General features: G+C 54.3%; 21 protein-coding genes. 2 read left to right on the plus strand and 19 right to left on the minus strand.

From position 1 onward, the window contains the following. Positions 1 to 7: 7 nt before the first annotated feature. The 14 genes from phnO to F4V61_RS14305 all read right to left on the minus strand — a co-directional run bounded on the left by phnO (position 8) and on the right by F4V61_RS14305 (position 10,382). Positions 8 to 442, minus strand: a complete 435-nt coding sequence (gene phnO, locus F4V61_RS14240; RefSeq protein WP_038397163.1) for an aminoalkylphosphonate N-acetyltransferase — start codon at positions 440 to 442, stop codon at positions 8 to 10. Continuing rightward, a complete protein-coding gene (gene phnN, locus F4V61_RS14245; protein ID WP_038397160.1) occupies positions 429 to 983 on the minus strand; it encodes a ribose 1,5-bisphosphokinase in 555 nt (184 codons plus the stop codon). The genes phnO and phnN overlap by 14 nt, the downstream gene beginning before the upstream one ends. Before the next feature lie 2 nt (positions 984 to 985). Further along, complete coding sequence (phnM, locus tag F4V61_RS14250; RefSeq protein WP_080161081.1) at positions 986 to 2,122, minus strand: alpha-D-ribose 1-methylphosphonate 5-triphosphate diphosphatase; 1,137 nt, start codon at positions 2,120 to 2,122, stop codon at positions 986 to 988. Next, positions 2,119 to 2,799, minus strand: a complete 681-nt coding sequence (gene phnL / locus F4V61_RS14255; RefSeq protein WP_000621683.1) for a phosphonate C-P lyase system protein PhnL — start codon at positions 2,797 to 2,799, stop codon at positions 2,119 to 2,121. The genes phnM and phnL overlap by 4 nt, the downstream gene beginning before the upstream one ends. Before the next feature lie 107 nt (positions 2,800 to 2,906). Further along, a complete protein-coding gene (gene phnK, locus F4V61_RS14260; protein WP_000193408.1) occupies positions 2,907 to 3,665 on the minus strand; it encodes a phosphonate C-P lyase system protein PhnK in 759 nt (252 codons plus the stop codon). Then, positions 3,662 to 4,453: an alpha-D-ribose 1-methylphosphonate 5-phosphate C-P-lyase PhnJ gene (gene phnJ / locus F4V61_RS14265; RefSeq protein WP_048908650.1), complete on the minus strand. Its 792-nt coding sequence runs from the start codon at positions 4,451 to 4,453 to the stop codon at positions 3,662 to 3,664. Before phnJ ends, phnK begins: the two co-directional genes overlap by 4 nt. Before the next feature lie 46 nt (positions 4,454 to 4,499). Then, the gene (locus F4V61_RS14270) at positions 4,500 to 5,567 is read right to left on the minus strand and encodes a carbon-phosphorus lyase complex subunit PhnI (protein ID WP_000289063.1); all 1,068 of its coding nucleotides are present in this window, start codon (positions 5,565 to 5,567) and stop codon (positions 4,500 to 4,502) included. Then, positions 5,567 to 6,163: a phosphonate C-P lyase system protein PhnH gene (gene phnH / locus F4V61_RS14275; protein ID WP_038397157.1), complete on the minus strand. Its 597-nt coding sequence runs from the start codon at positions 6,161 to 6,163 to the stop codon at positions 5,567 to 5,569. The genes F4V61_RS14270 and phnH overlap by 1 nt, the downstream gene beginning before the upstream one ends. Continuing rightward, complete coding sequence (gene phnG / locus F4V61_RS14280; RefSeq protein ID WP_000545348.1) at positions 6,160 to 6,612, minus strand: phosphonate C-P lyase system protein PhnG; 453 nt, start codon at positions 6,610 to 6,612, stop codon at positions 6,160 to 6,162. The genes phnH and phnG overlap by 4 nt, the downstream gene beginning before the upstream one ends. Before the next feature lie 20 nt (positions 6,613 to 6,632). Further along, positions 6,633 to 7,412 carry a phosphonate ABC transporter, permease protein PhnE gene (gene phnE / locus F4V61_RS14285; RefSeq protein WP_077946144.1) on the minus strand — a complete coding sequence of 260 codons (780 nt, stop codon included), beginning with the start codon at positions 7,410 to 7,412 and terminating at the stop codon, positions 6,633 to 6,635. A gap of 112 nt (positions 7,413 to 7,524) precedes the next feature. Further along, positions 7,525 to 8,541 (minus strand): phosphonate ABC transporter substrate-binding protein, encoded by a 1,017-nt coding sequence (gene phnD / locus F4V61_RS14290; RefSeq protein WP_001109548.1) that lies wholly within the window; start codon positions 8,539 to 8,541, stop codon positions 7,525 to 7,527. Between the two features lie 21 nt (positions 8,542 to 8,562). Next, entirely contained in the window at positions 8,563 to 9,351 is a 789-nt protein-coding gene (phnC, locus tag F4V61_RS14295) for a phosphonate ABC transporter ATP-binding protein (RefSeq protein ID WP_079799567.1), read from the minus strand. Positions 9,352 to 9,483: 132 nt separating this feature from the next. Then, positions 9,484 to 9,927: a VOC family metalloprotein YjdN gene (yjdN, locus tag F4V61_RS14300; protein WP_038397155.1), complete on the minus strand. Its 444-nt coding sequence runs from the start codon at positions 9,925 to 9,927 to the stop codon at positions 9,484 to 9,486. A 119-nt stretch (positions 9,928 to 10,046) separates the two neighbouring features. After that, on the minus strand, positions 10,047 to 10,382 hold the full coding sequence (locus F4V61_RS14305; RefSeq protein WP_038397154.1) for a zinc ribbon domain-containing protein YjdM: 336 nt from the start codon (positions 10,380 to 10,382) through the stop codon (positions 10,047 to 10,049). Between the two features lie 479 nt (positions 10,383 to 10,861). Between F4V61_RS14305 and proP the strand changes: the two genes are divergently transcribed. Both proP and pmrR read left to right on the plus strand, forming a co-directional pair. Next, positions 10,862 to 12,364, plus strand: a complete 1,503-nt coding sequence (gene proP / locus F4V61_RS14310) for a glycine betaine/L-proline transporter ProP (protein ID WP_038397153.1) — start codon at positions 10,862 to 10,864, stop codon at positions 12,362 to 12,364. A gap of 69 nt (positions 12,365 to 12,433) precedes the next feature. Beyond that, complete coding sequence (gene pmrR / locus F4V61_RS14315) at positions 12,434 to 12,523, plus strand: LpxT activity modulator PmrR (RefSeq protein ID WP_000844408.1); 90 nt, start codon at positions 12,434 to 12,436, stop codon at positions 12,521 to 12,523. Between the two features lie 8 nt (positions 12,524 to 12,531). Here the strand turns inward: pmrR and pmrB are convergent, their stop codons facing one another. From pmrB to F4V61_RS14340, 5 genes are all read right to left on the minus strand, one after another. Beyond that, on the minus strand, positions 12,532 to 13,602 hold the full coding sequence (gene pmrB, locus F4V61_RS14320; RefSeq protein ID WP_038397152.1) for a two-component system sensor histidine kinase PmrB: 1,071 nt from the start codon (positions 13,600 to 13,602) through the stop codon (positions 12,532 to 12,534). Between the two features lie 9 nt (positions 13,603 to 13,611). Further along, entirely contained in the window at positions 13,612 to 14,280 is a 669-nt protein-coding gene (pmrA, locus tag F4V61_RS14325) for a two-component system response regulator PmrA (protein WP_000697903.1), read from the minus strand. Next, positions 14,277 to 15,920 carry a phosphoethanolamine transferase EptA gene (eptA, locus tag F4V61_RS14330; protein WP_079799568.1) on the minus strand — a complete coding sequence of 548 codons (1,644 nt, stop codon included), beginning with the start codon at positions 15,918 to 15,920 and terminating at the stop codon, positions 14,277 to 14,279. Before eptA ends, pmrA begins: the two co-directional genes overlap by 4 nt. A gap of 131 nt (positions 15,921 to 16,051) precedes the next feature. Further along, positions 16,052 to 17,389 carry an arginine/agmatine antiporter gene (gene adiC, locus F4V61_RS14335; RefSeq protein WP_038397150.1) on the minus strand — a complete coding sequence of 446 codons (1,338 nt, stop codon included), beginning with the start codon at positions 17,387 to 17,389 and terminating at the stop codon, positions 16,052 to 16,054. A 139-nt stretch (positions 17,390 to 17,528) separates the two neighbouring features. After that, the gene (locus tag F4V61_RS14340; RefSeq protein WP_012210677.1) at positions 17,529 to 18,290 is read right to left on the minus strand and encodes an AraC family transcriptional regulator; all 762 of its coding nucleotides are present in this window, start codon (positions 18,288 to 18,290) and stop codon (positions 17,529 to 17,531) included. Positions 18,291 to 18,303 lie beyond the last annotated feature (13 nt).

Genomic DNA, 18,303 nt, shown 5'->3' on the forward strand with positions numbered 1-18,303 from the left:
CAATGCCTCACAGCATTTTGGTAAAGCGGAAGTGGCTCTGCGAATAACCTTCGCGTAGATAGAATCGATGAGCGTCGTGGCGCTTGATGCTGGTGGAAAGCTCCGTCATCTCCGCGCCCGCCCGACGCGCTTCCTCTTCCGCCCAAGCCAACAGTTTGCTCCCCACCTTCAACCCGCGCGCCTGCGGCATTACCACCAGCTCCTGAATTTCGCCGATCCAGTTCGCATGATGAAGATGAAACTGCATATGCAGGCCGATCATGCCGACCACCTCTCCATTGTAAAGCGCTAAATGATATCGAAAATGGGGGGCCTGCAAGTTAGCGGCGAATCCTTTGCTAAAGGCTTGATAATTAACTTCATCTTGCTTTAGCTCACAGATAAGCGCGTAAACGGAATCGGTATCCTCTGCCGTTGCGCGACGTAATTCACAGACTGGCATAATGTTCCTCCTTACGTCCCATCAGAATGAGCAGTCTTTCGACAGACTGTAGCAAACTTCCGTCGTTATTAACTGTATGGCAGTTAAACGGCGGATAATGCGCCGCTCGTTCCAGACGGGCGGCGATTTCGGCGTCATTTTCTCGCCCGCGCGTCTGCAGACGCTGGCGTAAAATATCGGGTGAAACCGTCAGGCAGACAGGTAATAGAGAAGTACCGTAGCGCGCCTGCGCCTGTGGCAAATGCGCTCGCGAACCGTTGACCACCACGTCAAAACCAGCGTGTAGCCAGAGATCTATTTCAATGCCGAGTCCGTAATAAAAGCCGTTAGCGTACCAGCTCAGCGCCAGCAGATTTTGTTTCGCGCGAATGAAAAACTCTTGTTCACTCAATGCGATATGGTTTTCATTACCTGCATTCGCCGCACGCGTAATGTAGCGGTGAGCGATAAGCAACTGTTCATGTTCCTGCTGACGAAGCTCCGCCAGCAAACTGTCTTTACCGGAGCCGGATGGCCCCATTAACCAGATCAGTTTCCCCATCGTTAAAACACCCTTTTTCCCTGACGCCAGACATGATCGATATGGACGTGATCGTCTTTATGGTGCGCCAACACCAAGTCGGCGCGTTTTCCTTGCGCGATGACGCCACGGTCATCCAGCCTGAGCGCCCGCGCGGGGTTGAGTGTTACCAGACAAATGGCCTGCGGCAGGGTAAACGTGTTATTGGCATCATCCGCCACGCGAAACGCCGCATCCAGTAGGCTGGCAGGGTAATAGTCGGAAGAGAGAATATCCAGCAGCCCCAGCTCAGCCAGCTTATGCGCCGCCACGTTGCCGGAGTGCGAACCGCCGCGCACGATATTCGGCGCGCCCATCAGTACATTCATCCCATGCTGACGTGAGGCTTGTGCGGCTTCGAAGGTGGTAGGAAATTCGGCGATCACGCTGCCCATCAGGTGCGATTCGCGCACATGTGCGTAAGTGGCGTCATCGTGGCTTGCCAGGGTGATATGACGCGCCTGACACATCGCGGCGATGGACTGGCGATTCGGGGTGGACCATCGCTCGGCCAATGCTCTCTGTTCCGCTTCAAAACGATCCATTTCATCGTCGGTCAGATGATATTTTCCTTGATAATACTCGCGATATTTCTCAAGGCTGACGTATTGACGCTGGCCCGGCGAGTGATCCATCAGCGAAACCAGAGTGACCGCGTCGCGATCGGCCAGCTTTTCAAACAGCGGCAAGGTGGTGTAATGTGGTAGCTCGCAGCGCAGATGTAAACGGTGTTCGGCGCGGTTGAGGCCGCGTTTTTGCGTCTCTTCCACGGCATTGATCATCTTTTCCAGGTTTTCCAGACGGTCGCCGCCGTCGCGCACATCGCCAATGGCGACGGCGTCCAGCACGGTGGTAATGCCGCTGGCGACCATCAGCGCATCGTGGCTGCTCATCGCTGAATGGGCAGGCCAGTCTACTTTCGGGCGCGGAGTGAAAAATTTGTCGAGATTGTCGGTATGCAGCTCGATTAATCCCGGCAGCAGCCAGCCGCCTTCGCCATCCAGCGCGGCGGGGAGACGAGTTTGGCTATCGGCGACATTCCGGATAACGCCGTCCTGCATTTCCAGCGATCCCTGCACCACTTCATCTTCCAGTACCAGCTTTACATTATTGATAATCATGCTGTTATTCCCATCGGATGCAAACGATCCGCTACGCGGTCGCGCACGGCCTTGTCATGAAAAATGCCGACGATCGCCGCGCCGCGCGCTTTGGCTTCGGTAATCAGCGCTACCACGGCGGCACTATTGTTGTCGTCCAGCGAGGCGGTAGGTTCATCCAGCAATAAAATCGGGTAATCGACGATGAATCCGCGCGCGATGTTCACGCGCTGCTGTTCGCCACCGGAAAAGGTCGATGGCGCCAAGTGCCACAGACGCTCCGGCACGTTAAGGCGGATGAGCAGGCTGGCCGCTTTGGCGGCGCACTGTTCGCGTGGGACTCCCAGATCCAGCAGTGGCTGCATTACCACCTCCAGCGTTGGAATTCGGGGAATAACGCGCAGAAACTGGCTTACCCAACCGATGGTGGTACGGCGGACTTCCAGCACTTTACGCGCCGGCGCCTGTACCAGATCCACCCACTCATCGCCGTGACGAATGTGGATGTGTCCTTCATCCGGTAGGTAGTTGGCGAACAGCGAGCGCAGCAGCGTCGATTTGCCGCTGCCGGAGTGACCGTGCAGCACGACGCATTCGCCATTTTTCACTTCCAGCGTAGCGTTTTGCAGCACAGGTAGACGCGCGCCGTTTTGCTGATGTAATACAAAGGTTTTACTGACGTTTTCAACGCGAATCATGTTGGCCTCTTAGTTCTTATCGCCGGGTGGCGCTTCGCTTACCCGGCCTACAAAAAGCGCACCTGTAGGCTGAATAAGGCGCAGCAGCCATCCGGCAAAACAAAAAATCAGTTCTGCAATACCGATGACACCAACAGTTGGGTATACGGGTGATGCGGGTCGTCGAGCACCCGGTCGGTTAACCCGCTTTCCACCACTTGCCCCTGTTTCATCACCAGCAGACGATCCGCCAGCAGGCGGGCTACCCCTAAATCATGGGTCACAATCACTACCGCCAGATCCAGCTCCACCACCAGACCACGCAGCAGGTCCAGCAGTCTGGCCTGCACGGAGACATCCAGCCCGCCGGTGGGCTCGTCCATAAATACCAGACTGGGGTGAGTGACCAGGTTACGGGCAATCTGCAAACGTTGCTGCATCCCGCCGGAGAAGGTGGTGGGCAGGTCGTCGATGCGCGAGGCGGGAATTTCAACCTCCTCCAGCCAGCGCCGGGCGGTAGCGCGGATTTCGCCGTAGTGACGCGCTCCCGTCGCCATCAGACGCTCGCCGATATTGCCGCCCGCCGAGACCTGGCGGCGCAGGCCGTCCAGCGGATGCTGATGCACCACGCCCCATTCGGTACGCAGCAGACGACGGCGTTCGGCTTCACTCATTCCATACAGCGAACGGTTCTGATAGCGAATCTCGCCCGACTGCGGCGTCAGACGTGAAGAGATCGACTTCAGCAGCGTGGTCTTGCCGGAACCGGACTCCCCGACGATACCCAGCACTTCGCCAGGCCACAGATCAAAAGAGACATCGCTGAAGCCTTTGCCCGGCGCGTAGAGATGGGTCAGGTTGTTGACTGAAAGCAGCGGTTGCGTCATTTGTTGAGGGCCTCGCTCTGTTGGCGGCAGTAGTCGGTATCGGAACAGACAAACATCCGTTTGCCGGTGTCATCGAGTACCACTTCATCGAGATAGCTATGAGTTGAACCGCAGATGGCGCAGGGTTCGTCCCAGCTCTGTACGCGGAACGGATGGTCATCAAAATCGAGGCTTTCCACCCGCGTATACGGCGGGACGGCGTAGATGCGTTTCTCTCGGCCCGCGCCGAACAGTTGCAGCGCGGGCATCCTGTCCATCTTCGGGTTATCGAATTTCGGGATTGGCGACGGGTCCATGACGTAGCGCCCGTTAACCTTTACTGGGTAAGCGTAGGTAGTGGCGATATGGCCGAAGCGGGCGATATCCTCATACAGCTTCACCTGCATCACGCCGTACTCTTCCAGCGCGTGCATGGTGCGGGTCTCCGTTTCACGGGGTTCGATAAAGCGCAGCGGTTCTGGGATCGGCACCTGGAAGATCAGGATCTGATCTTCCGCCAGCGGTGTTTCCGGGATTCGATGACGGGTCTGGATCAGCGTCGCGTCTTCGGTGCGCTCCGTCGTAGCTACGCCCGTGACGCGCTTGAAGAAGTTGCGGATAGACACCGCGTTGGTGGTGTCGTCCGCCCCTTGGTCGATCACTTTCAGCACGTCCGCTTCGCCAATCACACTGGCGGTTAGCTGAATACCCCCAGTACCCCAGCCGTAAGGCATCGGCATTTCGCGGCCGCCAAACGGCACCTGATAGCCGGGAATCGCCACCGCTTTTAAAATCGCGCGGCGGATCATGCGTTTAGTCTGCTCGTCCAGATAGGCAAAGTTGTAGCCAGAGAGATTAGTGGTCACGGACGGCCTCCTGTTGCAGGCGTTTGAGCAGTTCCAGCTCGGCCTGGAAATCGACGTAATGGGGGAGTTTGAGATGCGAAACAAAACCCGCCGCCTCGACGTTATCCGCATGCGCCAGTACGAACTCTTCGTCCTGCGCCGGGCCTGTGACCGCTTCATCGTAGTCGGGCGCCTGTAGGGCTCTGTCCACCAGCGCCATTGCCATTGCTTTACGTTCGCTCATGCCGAAGACCAGTCCGTAGCCGCGGGTAAAATGCGGCGTGTCGTTTTCCGGCGCGACAAAGCCGTTCACCATTTCGCATTCTGTCATCAGCACTTCGCCGACGTTTACTGCAAATCCCAGCTCTTCTGCTACCGTTTCCAGCGCCACGTAACCGCTGCGGATCTCCGCCGCGAACGGGTGGTTGCGCCCGTAGCCGCGCTGGGTGGAGTAAGCCATCGCCAGTAGGTAACCTTCGTCGCCGCGCATGAGCTGTTGCAGACGCGAGGCGCGGGAACAGGGGTAAACCGGCGGCGTGCGGGTGATATCATCCGGCTCTGCGCCGTTATCTTCTTCACGCTTCGCCAGGTTCTGATTCGCCAGCAGTGAAAAGACGTGCGGAGCGGCTTCTGGCGCGTTATCGGCGGTGCGTAGCGGCGGCGTTTCACCATTCGCCAGCAACGTAAAATCCAACAGACGATGGGTGTAATCATAGGTTGGGCCTAATAACTGCCCGCCAGGAATATCTTTGTAGACCGCGGAGATGCGGCGTTCCAGGCGCATGTTTGCGGTATTCATCGGCTCGCTCACCGCCAGCTTCGCCAGAGTGGTGCGATAAGCGCGCAGCAGAAAAATAGCCTCAACGTTATCGCCGCTGGCCTGTTTCAGCGCCAGCGCCGCCAGCTCGCGGTCAGCAATGCCGCCTTCGGTCATCACACGATCTACGGCGAGGCCCATCTGCTGCTCGATTTGCGCCACGCTGAGTTCGGCGATGGCGCTGTCGCCCCGGCGGCGGTTCTCCTGTAAGGCGTGGGCGTTGGCTATCGCTTTTTCGCCCCCTTTGACAGCGACGTACATCAGCACACCTCCACGTGGGTGGTTCGCGGGATGGCCAGCAGCCGTTCGCCGCAGGTGAGGAGTAAATCGACTCCCAGCGGGAAGGGATGCGGACGCTCGGTCAGTTCGTGAAGCAGGCAGTCCGGCAACTGCGGGGCAATCATCCGCTCTTCGGCGATGCCTGCGCCGGTCAGGCGTAGCATCCGGCCGCCGCTCAGAGCGAAAAGCTGGACGATCAGCGTGGCGCTGGTTTCCGGTGCGACGGCGGATCCGGCGGAAAGCGCGTTAAGCTGCTCGCCGCTGATGCGCGCGTCGGCGACGGCGAAGGTAGCCTGCTGCGGTTGTTCAACCAGCGGCGCATTGGTGTGGAAGCGCAGGTTCTGGCGGGCGATATCGTTATTAACGGCAGGCGATAGCCAGACCGGGGTGTCGCCGTCAACCAGCGTCAGCAGGACGCTGGTCGTGGCAAGATTTAGCGGCTGCCAGCCATGGTTCAGTTGATGCAAGCCAACCATCACGCCCGGTTCGCTCATCGCTTTCAGCAGGCGGCGAAAGCTCTGTTGCGCGTCCTGGACGGGCAGGTTAAAGGCGGTCTGTAGTGCCGTGGATCGTGTCATGCGTTATCTCCGCGTACCAGCGTGAAGAAGTCGACCCGGCTGGCGTTCACTTCGGCAGCGCGAGCGCGTATCTGCGCCTCGCGTTCCGCCTCCAGCGGGGCAATTAAGGTTTCCATCAGAGTCTGAAAATGGGACGGTTCCTGAAGCAGGGCGTCGATGACGGCACACTGTTCGGCGTGCGGTTTGTTGCGTCCCAGCAGATAGCTGTAGCCCAGCGTGCCGCTTTTCAGGCGCACGACTGCCCGCGTCAGAGTAGTGTCGCCGGCAAAGAAGCGGCTGCCGGTGCCGCCCATTCGCGCCTGAATCTGCATCAGTCCGGTTTCCGGGGCGCGAATCAGTTCGTAGGTTGGAGCCAGTTTTAACGCCTGCATACGGGTGTTTAGCGCATCGGCATCGCTGTAAGCCAGCGCTCGCATCCAGCGCTGGCGGGTAGTGGTATCGAAGTGCATGGCAAGCAGTGCCTCGTTAATTAGATAAAGTGTTTACGTAAACGTTGAGAGAGGAAGTCCAGCAGGCTGACGGTGACAATGATTAACACCATCAGGGCGCAGGTTTGCTGGAACTGAAAGCCGCGAATCGCTTCCCACAGAGTGACGCCGATGCCGCCTGCGCCGACCATTCCGACCACCGTCGCGGAGCGGACGTTAGATTCAAAACGGTATAACGAGTAGGAGATCAGTAGCGGCAGTACTTGCGGCAGTACGCCAAAAAGAATTTCTTCGAGCTTATTGGCGCCGGTAGCGCGAATACCTTCAACCGGGCCGGGCTCAATGGCTTCGACCGCTTCGGAAAGCAGTTTGGAGAGCACGCCGGTGGTGTGGATAAACAGCGCCATCACCCCCGCGAACGGGCCGAGACCGACGGCGACGACAAACAGCATGGCGAAGACCATTTCATTAATGGCGCGACAGGCGTCCATCAAGCGGCGTACCGGCTGGTAAACCCACCACGGTACGATGTTATCGGCGCTCATCAGGCCAAAAGGAATCGACAGAATGACGGCCAGGGCGGTGCCCCAGACGGCGATTTGCAGGGTCACGGCCATTTCGCTGAGATAGTTCTGCCACTGGCTGAAGTCCGGCGGGAAGAAGTCGGCGGCGAAGGTCGCCATATTGCCGGAATCCGCGATCAGCGTGAGCGGGGCCATTTCAGCGCCCTTCCACGATACGACCAACACGGCGAGCAGGATGGCCCAGCTCAACAGCGAGAACCAGCTACGCTTTGGCGGGGCGACGGTGATGGTTTGCATATTTGGCTCCACAGGAACGTGTGTTTGCGCTGTAGGCCGGATAAGACGTTTTGGCATCGCCATCCGGCAGGGCGCTCATGCCGGATGGCGCTTTGCTTATCCGACCTACGGGTTACTGCACGGCTTTGGTGACGCTGGTCATCGCGCCGAGCGCGGCGGTCAGGCGGTCGAGATCGTCAAGCTGCGCTTTCAGCGCCGAGGTTTTGCTGGCTTTCTCTTCCTCGCTCAGTCCTTTGTTGTCCTTGATGCTCTGCATTTCTTTAAACAGCGTTAGCTGGCGAATCGGCAGCAGTTGCAGGTCGCTGGAGGGGCGGAACGGCGCCCAGCCCAGACGCGCAAGCACGGTTTTCTCTTCCGGCGTTTTGCCGTAGTTCATAAAGAAGTCGTACACCTTGTCTTTGGTGGCATCGGAGAGATTTTTGCGCCAGACGATAGGATCGCCAGGGATCAACGGCGACTTCCAGATGACCTTCAGCTCTTTCAGCTTGTCCGGCGCAGAGGTTTTTAGCTTGTCGAGGTTTTCAGTGTTGTTGGTGGCGACATCTACCTGCTTGTTGGCGACCGCCAGCGCGTTGGTTTCGTGTCCGGCATTAACGGTACGTTTGAAGTCGCTGGTAGAAATATTGTTTTTGGCGAAGACATAATAGCCGGGAACCAGAAAGCCTGAGGTGGAGTTAGGATCGCCGTTGCCGAAGGTGAGATCTTTACGTTTGGCGATCAGATCGCTGAGGTTGTTGATCGGACTGTCTTTGTTGACGATCAGCACGCTCCAGTAACCCGGCGATCCGTCCGCCGCAACGGTCTGAGCAAACACCTGGCCGTTGGCGCGATCTACCGCTTCCATCGCAGAAAGATTGCCATACCAGGCGATATCGACTTTGTTAAAGCGCATTCCCTGAATAATACCCGCGTAGTCCGGGGCGAAGAAGGCGTTCACTTTCACGCCCAGCGTCTTTTCCATATCCTTCAGGAACGGGTCCCACTGCGGCTTCAGATTTTGCTGCGATTCGGTCGAGATAATGCCAAAGTTCAGCGCCTTTTCCTGTTCTTTGGCAAGTGCGGGACTGAGCAGAGCACTGACGCTAAACATGCTGGTAAACGCCAGAGCAGCAACCGTTCTGTAGTTCATTTCCATTCCTCGTTTGGGATGTTAAGCAGCCTGCGCGTTCTGTTCGACGCGATTAATGCTGCGGTAAAGATGGTCAAATCGATCGTTATCAAAGTGTTGGCTGCCGCCGTCGTAAAAGACGTTTCCCTGCCGCAGCGCGACAATGCGTTCGCAGTAGCGCAGGGCGTAATCCACCTGGTGCAGGGTGACGACCACGGTAATGCCGTCGGTCTGATTGATATCGCGCAGCGTGTCCATCACGATGCGCGCCGACTCCGGGTCCAGCGAAGCGATGGGTTCATCGGCGAGGATGACTTGCGCCTGTTGCATTAAGGCGCGGGCGATAGCGACGCGCTGCTGCTGACCACCGGAGAGTGTAGAGACGCGCTGATACGAAAAGTGCGCCATACCGACGCGAGTCAGTGCCTGATATGCCCGCTGTTTCTGTTGCCGGGTGAACCAGCGAACACAGGTACGCCAGAGCGGCGTACTACCGAGCGCGCCAATCAGCACGTTTTCCAGCACCGTCAGACGGTTGACCAGGTTGAATTGCTGAAAGATACAGCCGGTATGGGCGCGGCTCTTACGGATGTCGCGCGCCAGTCGGCCTTCGCACTGGACGGTGCGGCCCAGTAGCTCAATACGGCTTTCCGGCGTTTTATCGCCTGTGATAAGCCCGCTCAAATGACGTAAAAGGGTGGATTTGCCGGAACCGGATGGGCCAAGCAGAGCGACCATTTCACCAGCGGCGATATTCAGATCAACCGCATTAAGCGCCCGATTTTGCTGAAATGTTTTGGAGAGTTTCTCGACACGAATAATCGTTTGCATATTGCGGCCTCCCTAAAAAAGTGGCCCTATCGTGACGAATTTATGTGACGCTCTGGTTAATGGTTGGTTACTTCAAGATGAAGAGTTAAGGGAGATTTGATGACACCGCGGGAGGCTGCGCCTCCTAGGGAGTTAGGTGGCAGGTTGCTGTTTAACAACATTAATCATCCACGGCACGCCGAACCGATCGCTGACCTTTCCGAAGCCATGCGCCCAGAAGGTCTCCTGCCAGTCCATTTCGATTTGTCCTTGCGCGGCAAGGTCATCAAACCAGCGCTTACCTTCTTCCACATCTTGTGTATCAAGCACCAGCGTAAAGCCGGAATAATGCGCTGTTCCCGACGCGATAGCATCACTCATCATGATGTCGCTACCCGCAATGCGCACGTTGGCGTGGGCGATCGCGGTATCGGGGAAGATCATTCCTGACGGGCAGCCCTCTTCGCTATCCTGCGCCGATGGGGGCATTTCACCGAAGCTGATTTTATAGAGCAGGTCTGCGCCTAACGTGTGTTGGTAGTACGCGATAGCGTCGGCACAGTTGCCGGCAAAAGAGATGTAGGGACTTAACGGCATGATGTTTACCTCAGGTAAGAGACGCTCGTTAAGTGTAGTTTAAAATTTGTATAATTTTGTGGGAGGAGAGGGCGCTCAGGCCCGGTAAACGTAGTGTCACCGGGCAATGACAAGGTAACTCAGTTCTTTTTCACGAATTCGGATTTCAGTTTCATTGGGCCAAAACCGTCGATTTTGCAGTCGATGTTATGGTCGCCTTCAACCAGACGAATATTCTTCACCTTGGTGCCGATTTTCAGCATGGAAGAGCTGCCTTTTACTTTCAGATCTTTCACGATGGTGACGCTATCGCCGTCCGCTAACAGATTGCCGTTGGCGTCTTTAACGATCAGTTCATCGCTCTCCAGAGCGGGTTCCGCATCGTTCCATTCGTGAGCGCATTCCGGGCAGATGAACATGCCGTTATCTTCGTAGGTATATTCGGAGTTACATTGCGGGCAGTGGGGTAATGACATGTTGGTTTCCTCAAAAAGTCAGCGGGGGGCAAATGTGCCCAAAATGGCAGATCGCCGAAAAAGGCCGCAATTATACACAAAATCCTTAGCATTGTCGGGACTATTGCCGCTTTTACAAAAGCGGCTGCGCAATGCTTTGGCGCAACGATAGTCAGCCATGGTTTACACCAGAATCATCGCTTTTTTACGAGGCGTACAGGAGATAAGCCGCTTTTTATTTACATCTTTTGATAAGATTGACATATATGTGTGAAGTTGATCACATATTTAAACCCTGTTAGGGTAAAGAGGACATTAACTGCCCATTCAGGCGTCAACAGGTTCGGTTGTATAGTCCGTAACCGGACAGTGTAAGTAAACCTGCTACGCTTGTATGAGAGATAGCGTTCGCGCTCTCCCTCCGCTCGACGGCGACGCTGGCGCGGTACGCCAGTGCCCGCCGTATATAGCGCTACAGGGCTTAGCCTATGAGGACAGCTATGCTGAAAAGGAAAAAAATAAAACCGATTACGCTGGGCGATGTGACCATCATTGATGACGGGAAACTTCGCAAAGCGATAACTGCCGCCTCGCTGGGCAACGCGATGGAGTGGTTTGATTTTGGTGTTTATGGATTTGTTGCCTATGCGTTGGGTAAAGTCTTTTTCCCCGGCGCCGATCCGGGCGTACAGATGATTGCCGCGCTGGCTACGTTTTCCGTTCCCTTCCTGATTCGACCGCTTGGCGGTTTATTCTTTGGTATGCTCGGCGATAAATACGGGCGCCAGAAGATCCTGGCGATCACGATTGTAATTATGTCGATCAGTACCTTTTGTATCGGGTTAATTCCCTCTTATGCGACGATCGGTATCTGGGCGCCGATACTATTGTTGCTGTGTAAAATGGCACAGGGCTTCTCGGTTGGCGGGGAATATACCGGCGCGTCGATCTTTGTCGCTGAATATTCGCCGGACCGTAAACGTGGGTTTATGGGAAGCTGGCTGGATTTTGGTTCCATCGCAGGCTTCGTACTGGGCGCGGGCGTGGTGGTTTTAATCTCGACGATTGTCGGCGAGGAGAATTTCCTGGAATGGGGCTGGCGTATTCCGTTCTTTATCGCCCTGCCGTTGGGGATTATCGGTCTCTACTTACGCCATGCGCTGGAAGAGACGCCAGCGTTTCAGCAGCACGTGGATAAACTGGAACAGGGCGACCGCGAAGGGTTGCAGGATGGGCCGAAAGTCTCCTTTAAAGAGATCGCCGGTAAACACTGGCGTAGCCTGTTGTCGTGTATCGGGCTGGTGATTGCCACCAACGTGACCTACTACATGCTGCTCACCTACATGCCGAGCTATCTGTCGCATAACCTGCGCTATTCTGAAGATCACGGCGTGTTGATTATTATCGCCATTATGATTGGGATGCTGTTTGTGCAACCAGTGATGGGGCTGTTAAGCGATCGTTTTGGCCGTCGTCCGTTTGTCATTATGGGCAGTATCGCACTGTTCGCACTGGCGATTCCGGCCTTCATTCTGATTAACAGTAATATTATTGGCCTGATTTTTGCCGGTTTGTTGATGCTGGCGGTGATTCTGAATTGCTTTACCGGAGTGATGGCCTCGACGTTGCCGGCGATGTTCCCGACGCATATTCGTTATAGCGCGCTGGCGGCGGCCTTTAACATCTCTGTGTTGATTGCCGGGCTGACGCCGACGCTGGCTGCCTGGCTGGTGGAAAGTTCGCAGGATCTGATGATGCCTGCGTATTATTTGATGGTCATTGCAGTCATAGGTTTGATTACCGGTATCTCCATGAAAGAGACGGCCAATCGTCCGCTAAAAGGCGCAACGCCAGCGGCGTCGGACATCCAGGAAGCGAAGGAAATTCTGGGTGAGCATTACGATAATATTGAGCAGAAAATCGACGATATCGATCAGGAGATCGCGGAGTTGCAGGTTAAACGTTCGCGTCTGGTGCAACAACATCCGCGCATTGATGAATAAATGTCGTGCTTAAGGTTCGCTTAATCTCTTGCTGGCACGCTCTCCTCCATACCTTTGGAGGAGAGCGTCATGAAAAGCTATATTTATACAAGTTTGACGACCCTGTGTAGTTTGCTGATTGTCAGCAGTTTTATCTATGTGTGGGTCACTACGTATTAAACGCCTGTTTATGTCTTTTTCAATAGCACCCAGGCGCGGGTGCCTGTTCTGTCTGTACAGTTTTGCAGGAAAAACTGTCCCTGATGCAGTTGGGTGATGCGGCTGACGATACTCAGCCCCAGTCCGATGCCGCCATAACGGCTGTCCATCCGCACGAACGCCTCGCTTAACTTCCCGCATTTGCTTTCATCAATCCCCGGCCCCTCGTCTTCGACCGCCATAATGGCGTCGGGGGCGGCGCTAATGTGAATAGTAATCTTCGTTCCTTCAGGGCTATAGCGATGCGCATTTTCCACCAGATTTCGCAGCAGCATACGCAGTAATGTCGCGTCGCCTCGTACCATCACGTCCGTCGCGCTTTCCGGCAGCAGCAGAGTTTGCTGGCGCGTTTCCAGCATGGTATTTAGCTCATCGTAGGAGGGAAGGATCACATCTTCCAGCAGCTTCACTTCCTGATAATTTCCGGAAGAGAATGACTGGCCCACGCGCGCCAGTTGCAGAAGCTGGGAGACGCTATCCATCATCTGATCAAGCCTGGCGATAAGCGGCGCGACATCAATATTGTGGGTTTTTGACAGTAATTCCAGATGCAAACGCACCCCCGCCAGCGGCGTGCGTAACTCATGAGCCACATCGGCCGTAAAAAGACGTTCATTGTCGAGCGTGGTGGTCAACCGCGTAACCAGTTGATTGATCGCGGAGACGACGGACTCAATCTCAAGTGTGGAGCTGTGAATCGCGATCGGCGCCAGATTATCCGCCGTCCGCGTTTCAAGCTCTTTTTGCAGTTCGGCGAGTGGACGGGTAATATGCCGTACCGCCTGGTAGCAAATCAGTAGCGTCAGGCTAACCATAAATACGCCGGGGACGATCAGACTGGCGACCGCCTCGCGAATTTCGTGCATGATATGGCGATCGTTGTTGCGATTATCCCGCAATGCTTGCTCGAACAGTTGGATTTGCTCGGTGCTTTCGTGCCATAGCCAGAAGGTACTGATTAACTGAAACACCAGCAGAATAAGCCCGATTGTCAGCATTAAACGCTGGCGAAGGGTCATCGCTCTTTGCCGAAAACGCATTAGCCTCACTTAGCTTTCCTCAGCGGCAACCAGCATGTAGCCAAACCCGCGAACCGTACGAATGCGCGATTTGCCGACTTTGTCGCGCAAATTATGAATATGCACTTCCAGAGTATTGGTCGAGGGCTCGTTATCCCAGTTGTAGATATCGTTATAAAGAATCTCCCGGTGTACCGGACTGCCCGCCTTGAGCATCAACCGTGAGAGCAGCGCGTACTCCTTAGGCGTCAGGGTCAGCTCCTGTCCGTCCATCCACGCCTGATGTCGTCCCATATTGAGCGTCAGATTGCCGACCGCCAGTTCACTTTCGCCCTGATTATTATGGCGGCGCAGTAGTGCGCGGATACGGGCGTGCAACTCCTCCAGGGCGAAGGGTTTAACCAGATAATCATCCGCGCCGACATCCAGCCCAGTAATGCGGTCGTTGAGCGTATCGCGGGCGGTCAGAATGAGTACCGGCAGGGTGTATTTTTTCTGCCGCATTCGCGTCAGAAAATGCAGGCCATCCTCATCGGGCAGCCCTAAATCCAGCACCATTAGGCTGTAATGACCTGACTCCAGGCTGCGCTCGGCGGCTCGCGCTGTCGAAACGCCATCACACGCATAGCCTTCGGTTTGCGCGGCGAGTATTAACCCCTGTAATAATAGCGTGTCGTCTTCAACAATCAGAATCTTCATTCGCTTAGTCTCCTGCACGGGTGCAGAATATCATCTGCGGCTTGGTAATACTTCGTTTGTACGCCGGTTAATCCCAGCATGGTTGAGAAAAGGTTGTCCTGTGAATAATCCAGCGTGCTCGCCCGTTTTTGCAAACAGGACTGATCTATCTGATAACGTTGTTGATAATCTTTGGAAAGCCAAATAAGCATCGGGACATGTTTTTGCGTATCCGGCGCAATAGAATACGGCAGACCGTGTAAATAGACGCCATTTTCGCCCAAAGATTCGCCGTGGTCGGAAAGATAGACCAGACTGGTCGTGAATTTATCCTGATGTGATTTCAGCAAGTTAATGGCTTTATCCACAATATAATCCACGTACAGCACGGTGTTATCATAAGTATTGACCAACTGCTCTTGGGAACAGTTCTGAATTTCATTGGTGTCACAGGTTGGGGTAAATTTTTTAAACTGCGGCGGATAACGGTTGTAATACGTTGGGCCGTGGCTACCTATGGTATGCAACACAATAACGCCATCGCCTTTCAAATGGTTGATATAGTCTTCCAGACCGTGAAATAACACCTCATCGTAGCACTCGCCGTCGATACACTGTCCAGCCAAGTTTAGTTCGGTGATATTTTGATGCGGAACGCGATCACATGCGCCTTTACAGCCGCCGTCATTATCATTCCACAGCACGTTAATTCCCGCACGCTGGATAATATCCAGCAGCCCCTCCTGGTGATGCGCCAGTTCTTCGTCATAATGTTTGCGTGGCATATCAGAGAACATGCAGGGAACGGAGATCACGGTCGCCGTACCGCAAGATGTGGTATGCGGAAAGTAGATCACATCGTCTTTTGCCAGCCGCGGATTGGTGTCACGCGGATAGCCGCCAAGAGAGAAATCATCGCCGCGCGAGGTTTCGCCAACGATGAGAATCGTCAGGTTTTTGCGATCGCCTTTCAGCATTAATGGATTGCGATGGGCATCCTCGCCAATGCGTACCAGCGGCAAATTCGCCAGCCGTTGATGCGAATACCATGACCAACTGGCGACAATACTGTTTGATGGGCTTAATGCTTTAATCAACTGTTTATTATTTCGAAATAGCGAAGCGTAATCTTTATAGAAAAAGGCGGCGACCAGAATAATAAATAAGATAGAGAGCAGAACGCTGATCAGGCGGTAAAGCCCACTACGTAATCGCGACGTCGCGGGGCGGATTTTGATCCAGCAGGCAATCACTGCCGCCAGAATGCCGCTTAATCCCAGCGTCAGCACCATTTGCGGCGTCATTAGCGCAAAGGTTTCCGCAGGAGTGGTATCCATCATATTGGCGATCATGGAACGATCGATGATGATGCCGTAAGTTAAAATAAAATACTGCGTGGCAGCGCCGACCAGAATAAAAACGCAGGCCAGCAGTCGGTTTAGCCAAATAAAAGAGGCCAGCGTTATCACGCTATTGACCACGCTGAATGCGACGACCGGCATGGAAATAAACACCAGTACATTGCGTAGCGAGTTTAACGGTAGGTCTTGCAGTACCTGCTTATAGAACGCAATGTTCAGGCAGACGGCAATATAAAAGGAAAAAAGCAGAAGCCAGGCGATTTGCCCAAGAACAGGTCTTTTAAGAAAGCGCGTTAACATATTGATGTGTCCATCGATTCAGTGGCGCTAATCGTGACAAAGTAAAATTAAGCAAACCTTAAGAACTTAATGTTGGTGGCGGCCGGATAACCTTCACTATCCGGCCTGTTGCAATAACATTAACGACGTGGTTAATCCTGCTTAACCGGCGCATCCAGCGGATACGGGTTTTTGTGGATACGGTTGTAATTCAAGGCATACAGCGCGGTGATAACCATCAGCGTGACGAATGACCACATAACTTCTTTAGCGCCGGAGCCGACGACCGCCCAGATGCAATAGATAAACGCGATAAACGTGATAGCCAGATACAGCGGGCGCGCTTTACCAAAGTGACCGTGGCCCAACAGCAACAGCGCGGCACAGGTGTAAAGATAAGGTACCAGGGTGAAGATGACCGACACGGAGGAGACCAGACCAAACTCTTTCGCGGCGTTCGGCGACATGCTGCTGAACTGGAAGATGGTCATCAACACGCCGACGATAAGCAACCCGGCCACTGGCGTACCGGCTTTATTAACCCGGGCGAAGATCGGTGGGAAGAGGCCATCATCCGCCGCCGCTTTTGCGGTTTGGCCGGCAAGAAGCGTCCATCCGCCGAGAGAACCCAGGCAACCCGCCGCCGCACAGAAGGAAACGATAGCCCCTGCCGTATCGCCAAGTGCCATACGCGCCGCATCGCCGAAAGGCGATGCCGATACACGCAGCGCCGCATTGGGGATCATCCCCATAATAGCCGTCGTGGAGAGCACGTAGCAGACGGCGGCGATCAGTACCCCGCCGATGGTGGCGATAGGCACGTTGCGTTTTGGGTTTTTCACCACCCCGGCCGCAACGGAGGCGCTTTCTACCCCGATGAATGACCACAGAGTGACGTTCAACGTGCTTTGAATCGCGCCGAAGGTATTCATGCCGCTCACGTTCCAGGCTGCCATATAGGTTTCGCCTTTAAACCAGAACCAGCCGAAGACCGCAATCCCTACGATAGGTACCAGCGCCAGTACGGTGGCGACGGCCTGTACGCGGGTAATCATTTTCGGCCCGACGATGTTCAACAGAACGAAAATCCACAGCACAGCGACGCAGGTAAGCGTTAATACCAGCGGATCTTTCAGAATCGGGAAGAAATAGCTCAGGTAGCCGACGCCGATAACGACCATGGCGATATTACCGATCCAGCATGCCAGCCAGTACAACACGTTCGTTTGATAGCCTAAAAACGGTCCGAAGCAGCGGCGTGCATAGGCATAGGAACCGCCGGGACTGGGATCTAAGGACGACATTTTGGCATACACCATCGACAGCGCCAGGGCGCCGATGATAGTGACCAGCCATCCGTAGATTGCAATCCCGCCAGTAGCCGCCAGGTTGGCAGGGAGTAAGAATACCCCTGAACCCATAATATTCCCTGAGACCATTAAGGTGACGGGGATTAGACCCACTTTGTGAGCATCAGCATCCGAAGACATAATTTAGACTCCTGAAAAGGTGACTTCGTTACGATAAATTACGTCGTATCATACCCCCTCAGAATGCTGTTGAATTATATCGGAGACGGGTTATCGCCAATGCTGATATTATCGTGTCTTATCGTTAAGTGTGTGAAAATTAGGCGGCTGATGGTTCCCGATGTTGGCTAACATAATGAAGAGGGGTCATACCATAAAACTCTTTAAACACGGAAATAAAGTACGACGTGCTGTTATACCCACAGAGCTGTGAGACTTGCGAGATATTCTTTCCATCCATTAATAATTGATTTACGGCATAACGCATTCGGCAGGTGGTGATTATTTGGCTATAACTGGTATTCTCATTTTTGAGCTTTTTCTTTAACAAGCTTGGGCTCAGGCATAGGCAGCTGGCGACGGCGCTCAGATTCCAGTCTTTATGAATATCGCTCTGAATGATGTGATAAACGCTATCGCTGATACGGCTGCGTAGCATATGCATTAACAAGGAAATAAATTTTTTATGGTCAAGAAAGCGGGATAAAACGGTGAAAAGGAGAGAACGGGTGCGTTCAATAGTAATTTCATCCTTTGTTTCCATCGCGCTGTAGCGGGCGGCGACTCTGAAAATATCCGGCGTCAGGCAGGGGGCGGTTAATAAAGGAGCGTCGTTGCGTTGCCAGACGGGAAGATGTGAAAGATCTTTATTCAGGAATTGTAAGTAATCTTTAATATTATTGCGACTCACTTGTATTACTAGCACACTATTTAATGATGAAATCTCGATAATGTTATTTTCGCAAGCCAGAATGGCCATATGATTCGTTTTTAAACTGACCGGCTCCTTACCATTTACTCGTAACCATGTGTCTTTTTCGGTTAATACCACTATGCAAGGCTCGTTGCTGCAAATCCTCATACCCGAACTCCTG

The organism is Salmonella enterica subsp. arizonae (genome assembly GCF_008692845.1).
GTDB lineage: Bacteria > Pseudomonadota > Gammaproteobacteria > Enterobacterales > Enterobacteriaceae > Salmonella > Salmonella arizonae.

Bases quoted from the DNA above. Each gene is read 5' to 3' on its own strand.
- phnO (WP_038397163.1), bottom strand. From the start codon at position 442: ATGCCAGTCTGTGAATTACGTCGCGCAACGGCAGAGGATACCGATTCC.
- phnN (WP_038397160.1), bottom strand. From the start codon at position 983: ATGGGGAAACTGATCTGGTTAATGGGGCCATCCGGCTCCGGTAAAGAC.
- phnM (WP_080161081.1), bottom strand. From the start codon at position 2,122: ATGATTATCAATAATGTAAAGCTGGTACTGGAAGATGAAGTGGTGCAG.
- phnL (WP_000621683.1), bottom strand. From the start codon at position 2,799: ATGATTCGCGTTGAAAACGTCAGTAAAACCTTTGTATTACATCAGCAA.
- phnK (WP_000193408.1), bottom strand. From the start codon at position 3,665: ATGACGCAACCGCTGCTTTCAGTCAACAACCTGACCCATCTCTACGCG.
- phnJ (WP_048908650.1), bottom strand. From the start codon at position 4,453: ATGATCCGCCGCGCGATTTTAAAAGCGGTGGCGATTCCCGGCTATCAG.
- F4V61_RS14270 (WP_000289063.1), bottom strand. From the start codon at position 5,567: ATGTACGTCGCTGTCAAAGGGGGCGAAAAAGCGATAGCCAACGCCCAC.
- phnH (WP_038397157.1), bottom strand. From the start codon at position 6,163: ATGACACGATCCACGGCACTACAGACCGCCTTTAACCTGCCCGTCCAG.
- phnG (WP_000545348.1), bottom strand. From the start codon at position 6,612: ATGCACTTCGATACCACTACCCGCCAGCGCTGGATGCGAGCGCTGGCT.
- phnE (WP_077946144.1), bottom strand. From the start codon at position 7,412: ATGCAAACCATCACCGTCGCCCCGCCAAAGCGTAGCTGGTTCTCGCTG.
- phnD (WP_001109548.1), bottom strand. From the start codon at position 8,541: ATGAACTACAGAACGGTTGCTGCTCTGGCGTTTACCAGCATGTTTAGC.
- phnC (WP_079799567.1), bottom strand. From the start codon at position 9,351: ATGCAAACGATTATTCGTGTCGAGAAACTCTCCAAAACATTTCAGCAA.
- yjdN (WP_038397155.1), bottom strand. From the start codon at position 9,927: ATGCCGTTAAGTCCCTACATCTCTTTTGCCGGCAACTGTGCCGACGCT.
- F4V61_RS14305 (WP_038397154.1), bottom strand. From the start codon at position 10,382: ATGTCATTACCCCACTGCCCGCAATGTAACTCCGAATATACCTACGAA.
- proP (WP_038397153.1), top strand. From the start codon at position 10,862: ATGCTGAAAAGGAAAAAAATAAAACCGATTACGCTGGGCGATGTGACC.
- pmrR (WP_000844408.1), top strand. From the start codon at position 12,434: ATGAAAAGCTATATTTATACAAGTTTGACGACCCTGTGTAGTTTGCTG.
- pmrB (WP_038397152.1), bottom strand. From the start codon at position 13,602: ATGCGTTTTCGGCAAAGAGCGATGACCCTTCGCCAGCGTTTAATGCTG.
- pmrA (WP_000697903.1), bottom strand. From the start codon at position 14,280: ATGAAGATTCTGATTGTTGAAGACGACACGCTATTATTACAGGGGTTA.
- eptA (WP_079799568.1), bottom strand. From the start codon at position 15,920: ATGTTAACGCGCTTTCTTAAAAGACCTGTTCTTGGGCAAATCGCCTGG.
- adiC (WP_038397150.1), bottom strand. From the start codon at position 17,389: ATGTCTTCGGATGCTGATGCTCACAAAGTGGGTCTAATCCCCGTCACC.
- F4V61_RS14340 (WP_012210677.1), bottom strand. From the start codon at position 18,290: ATGAGGATTTGCAGCAACGAGCCTTGCATAGTGGTATTAACCGAAAAA.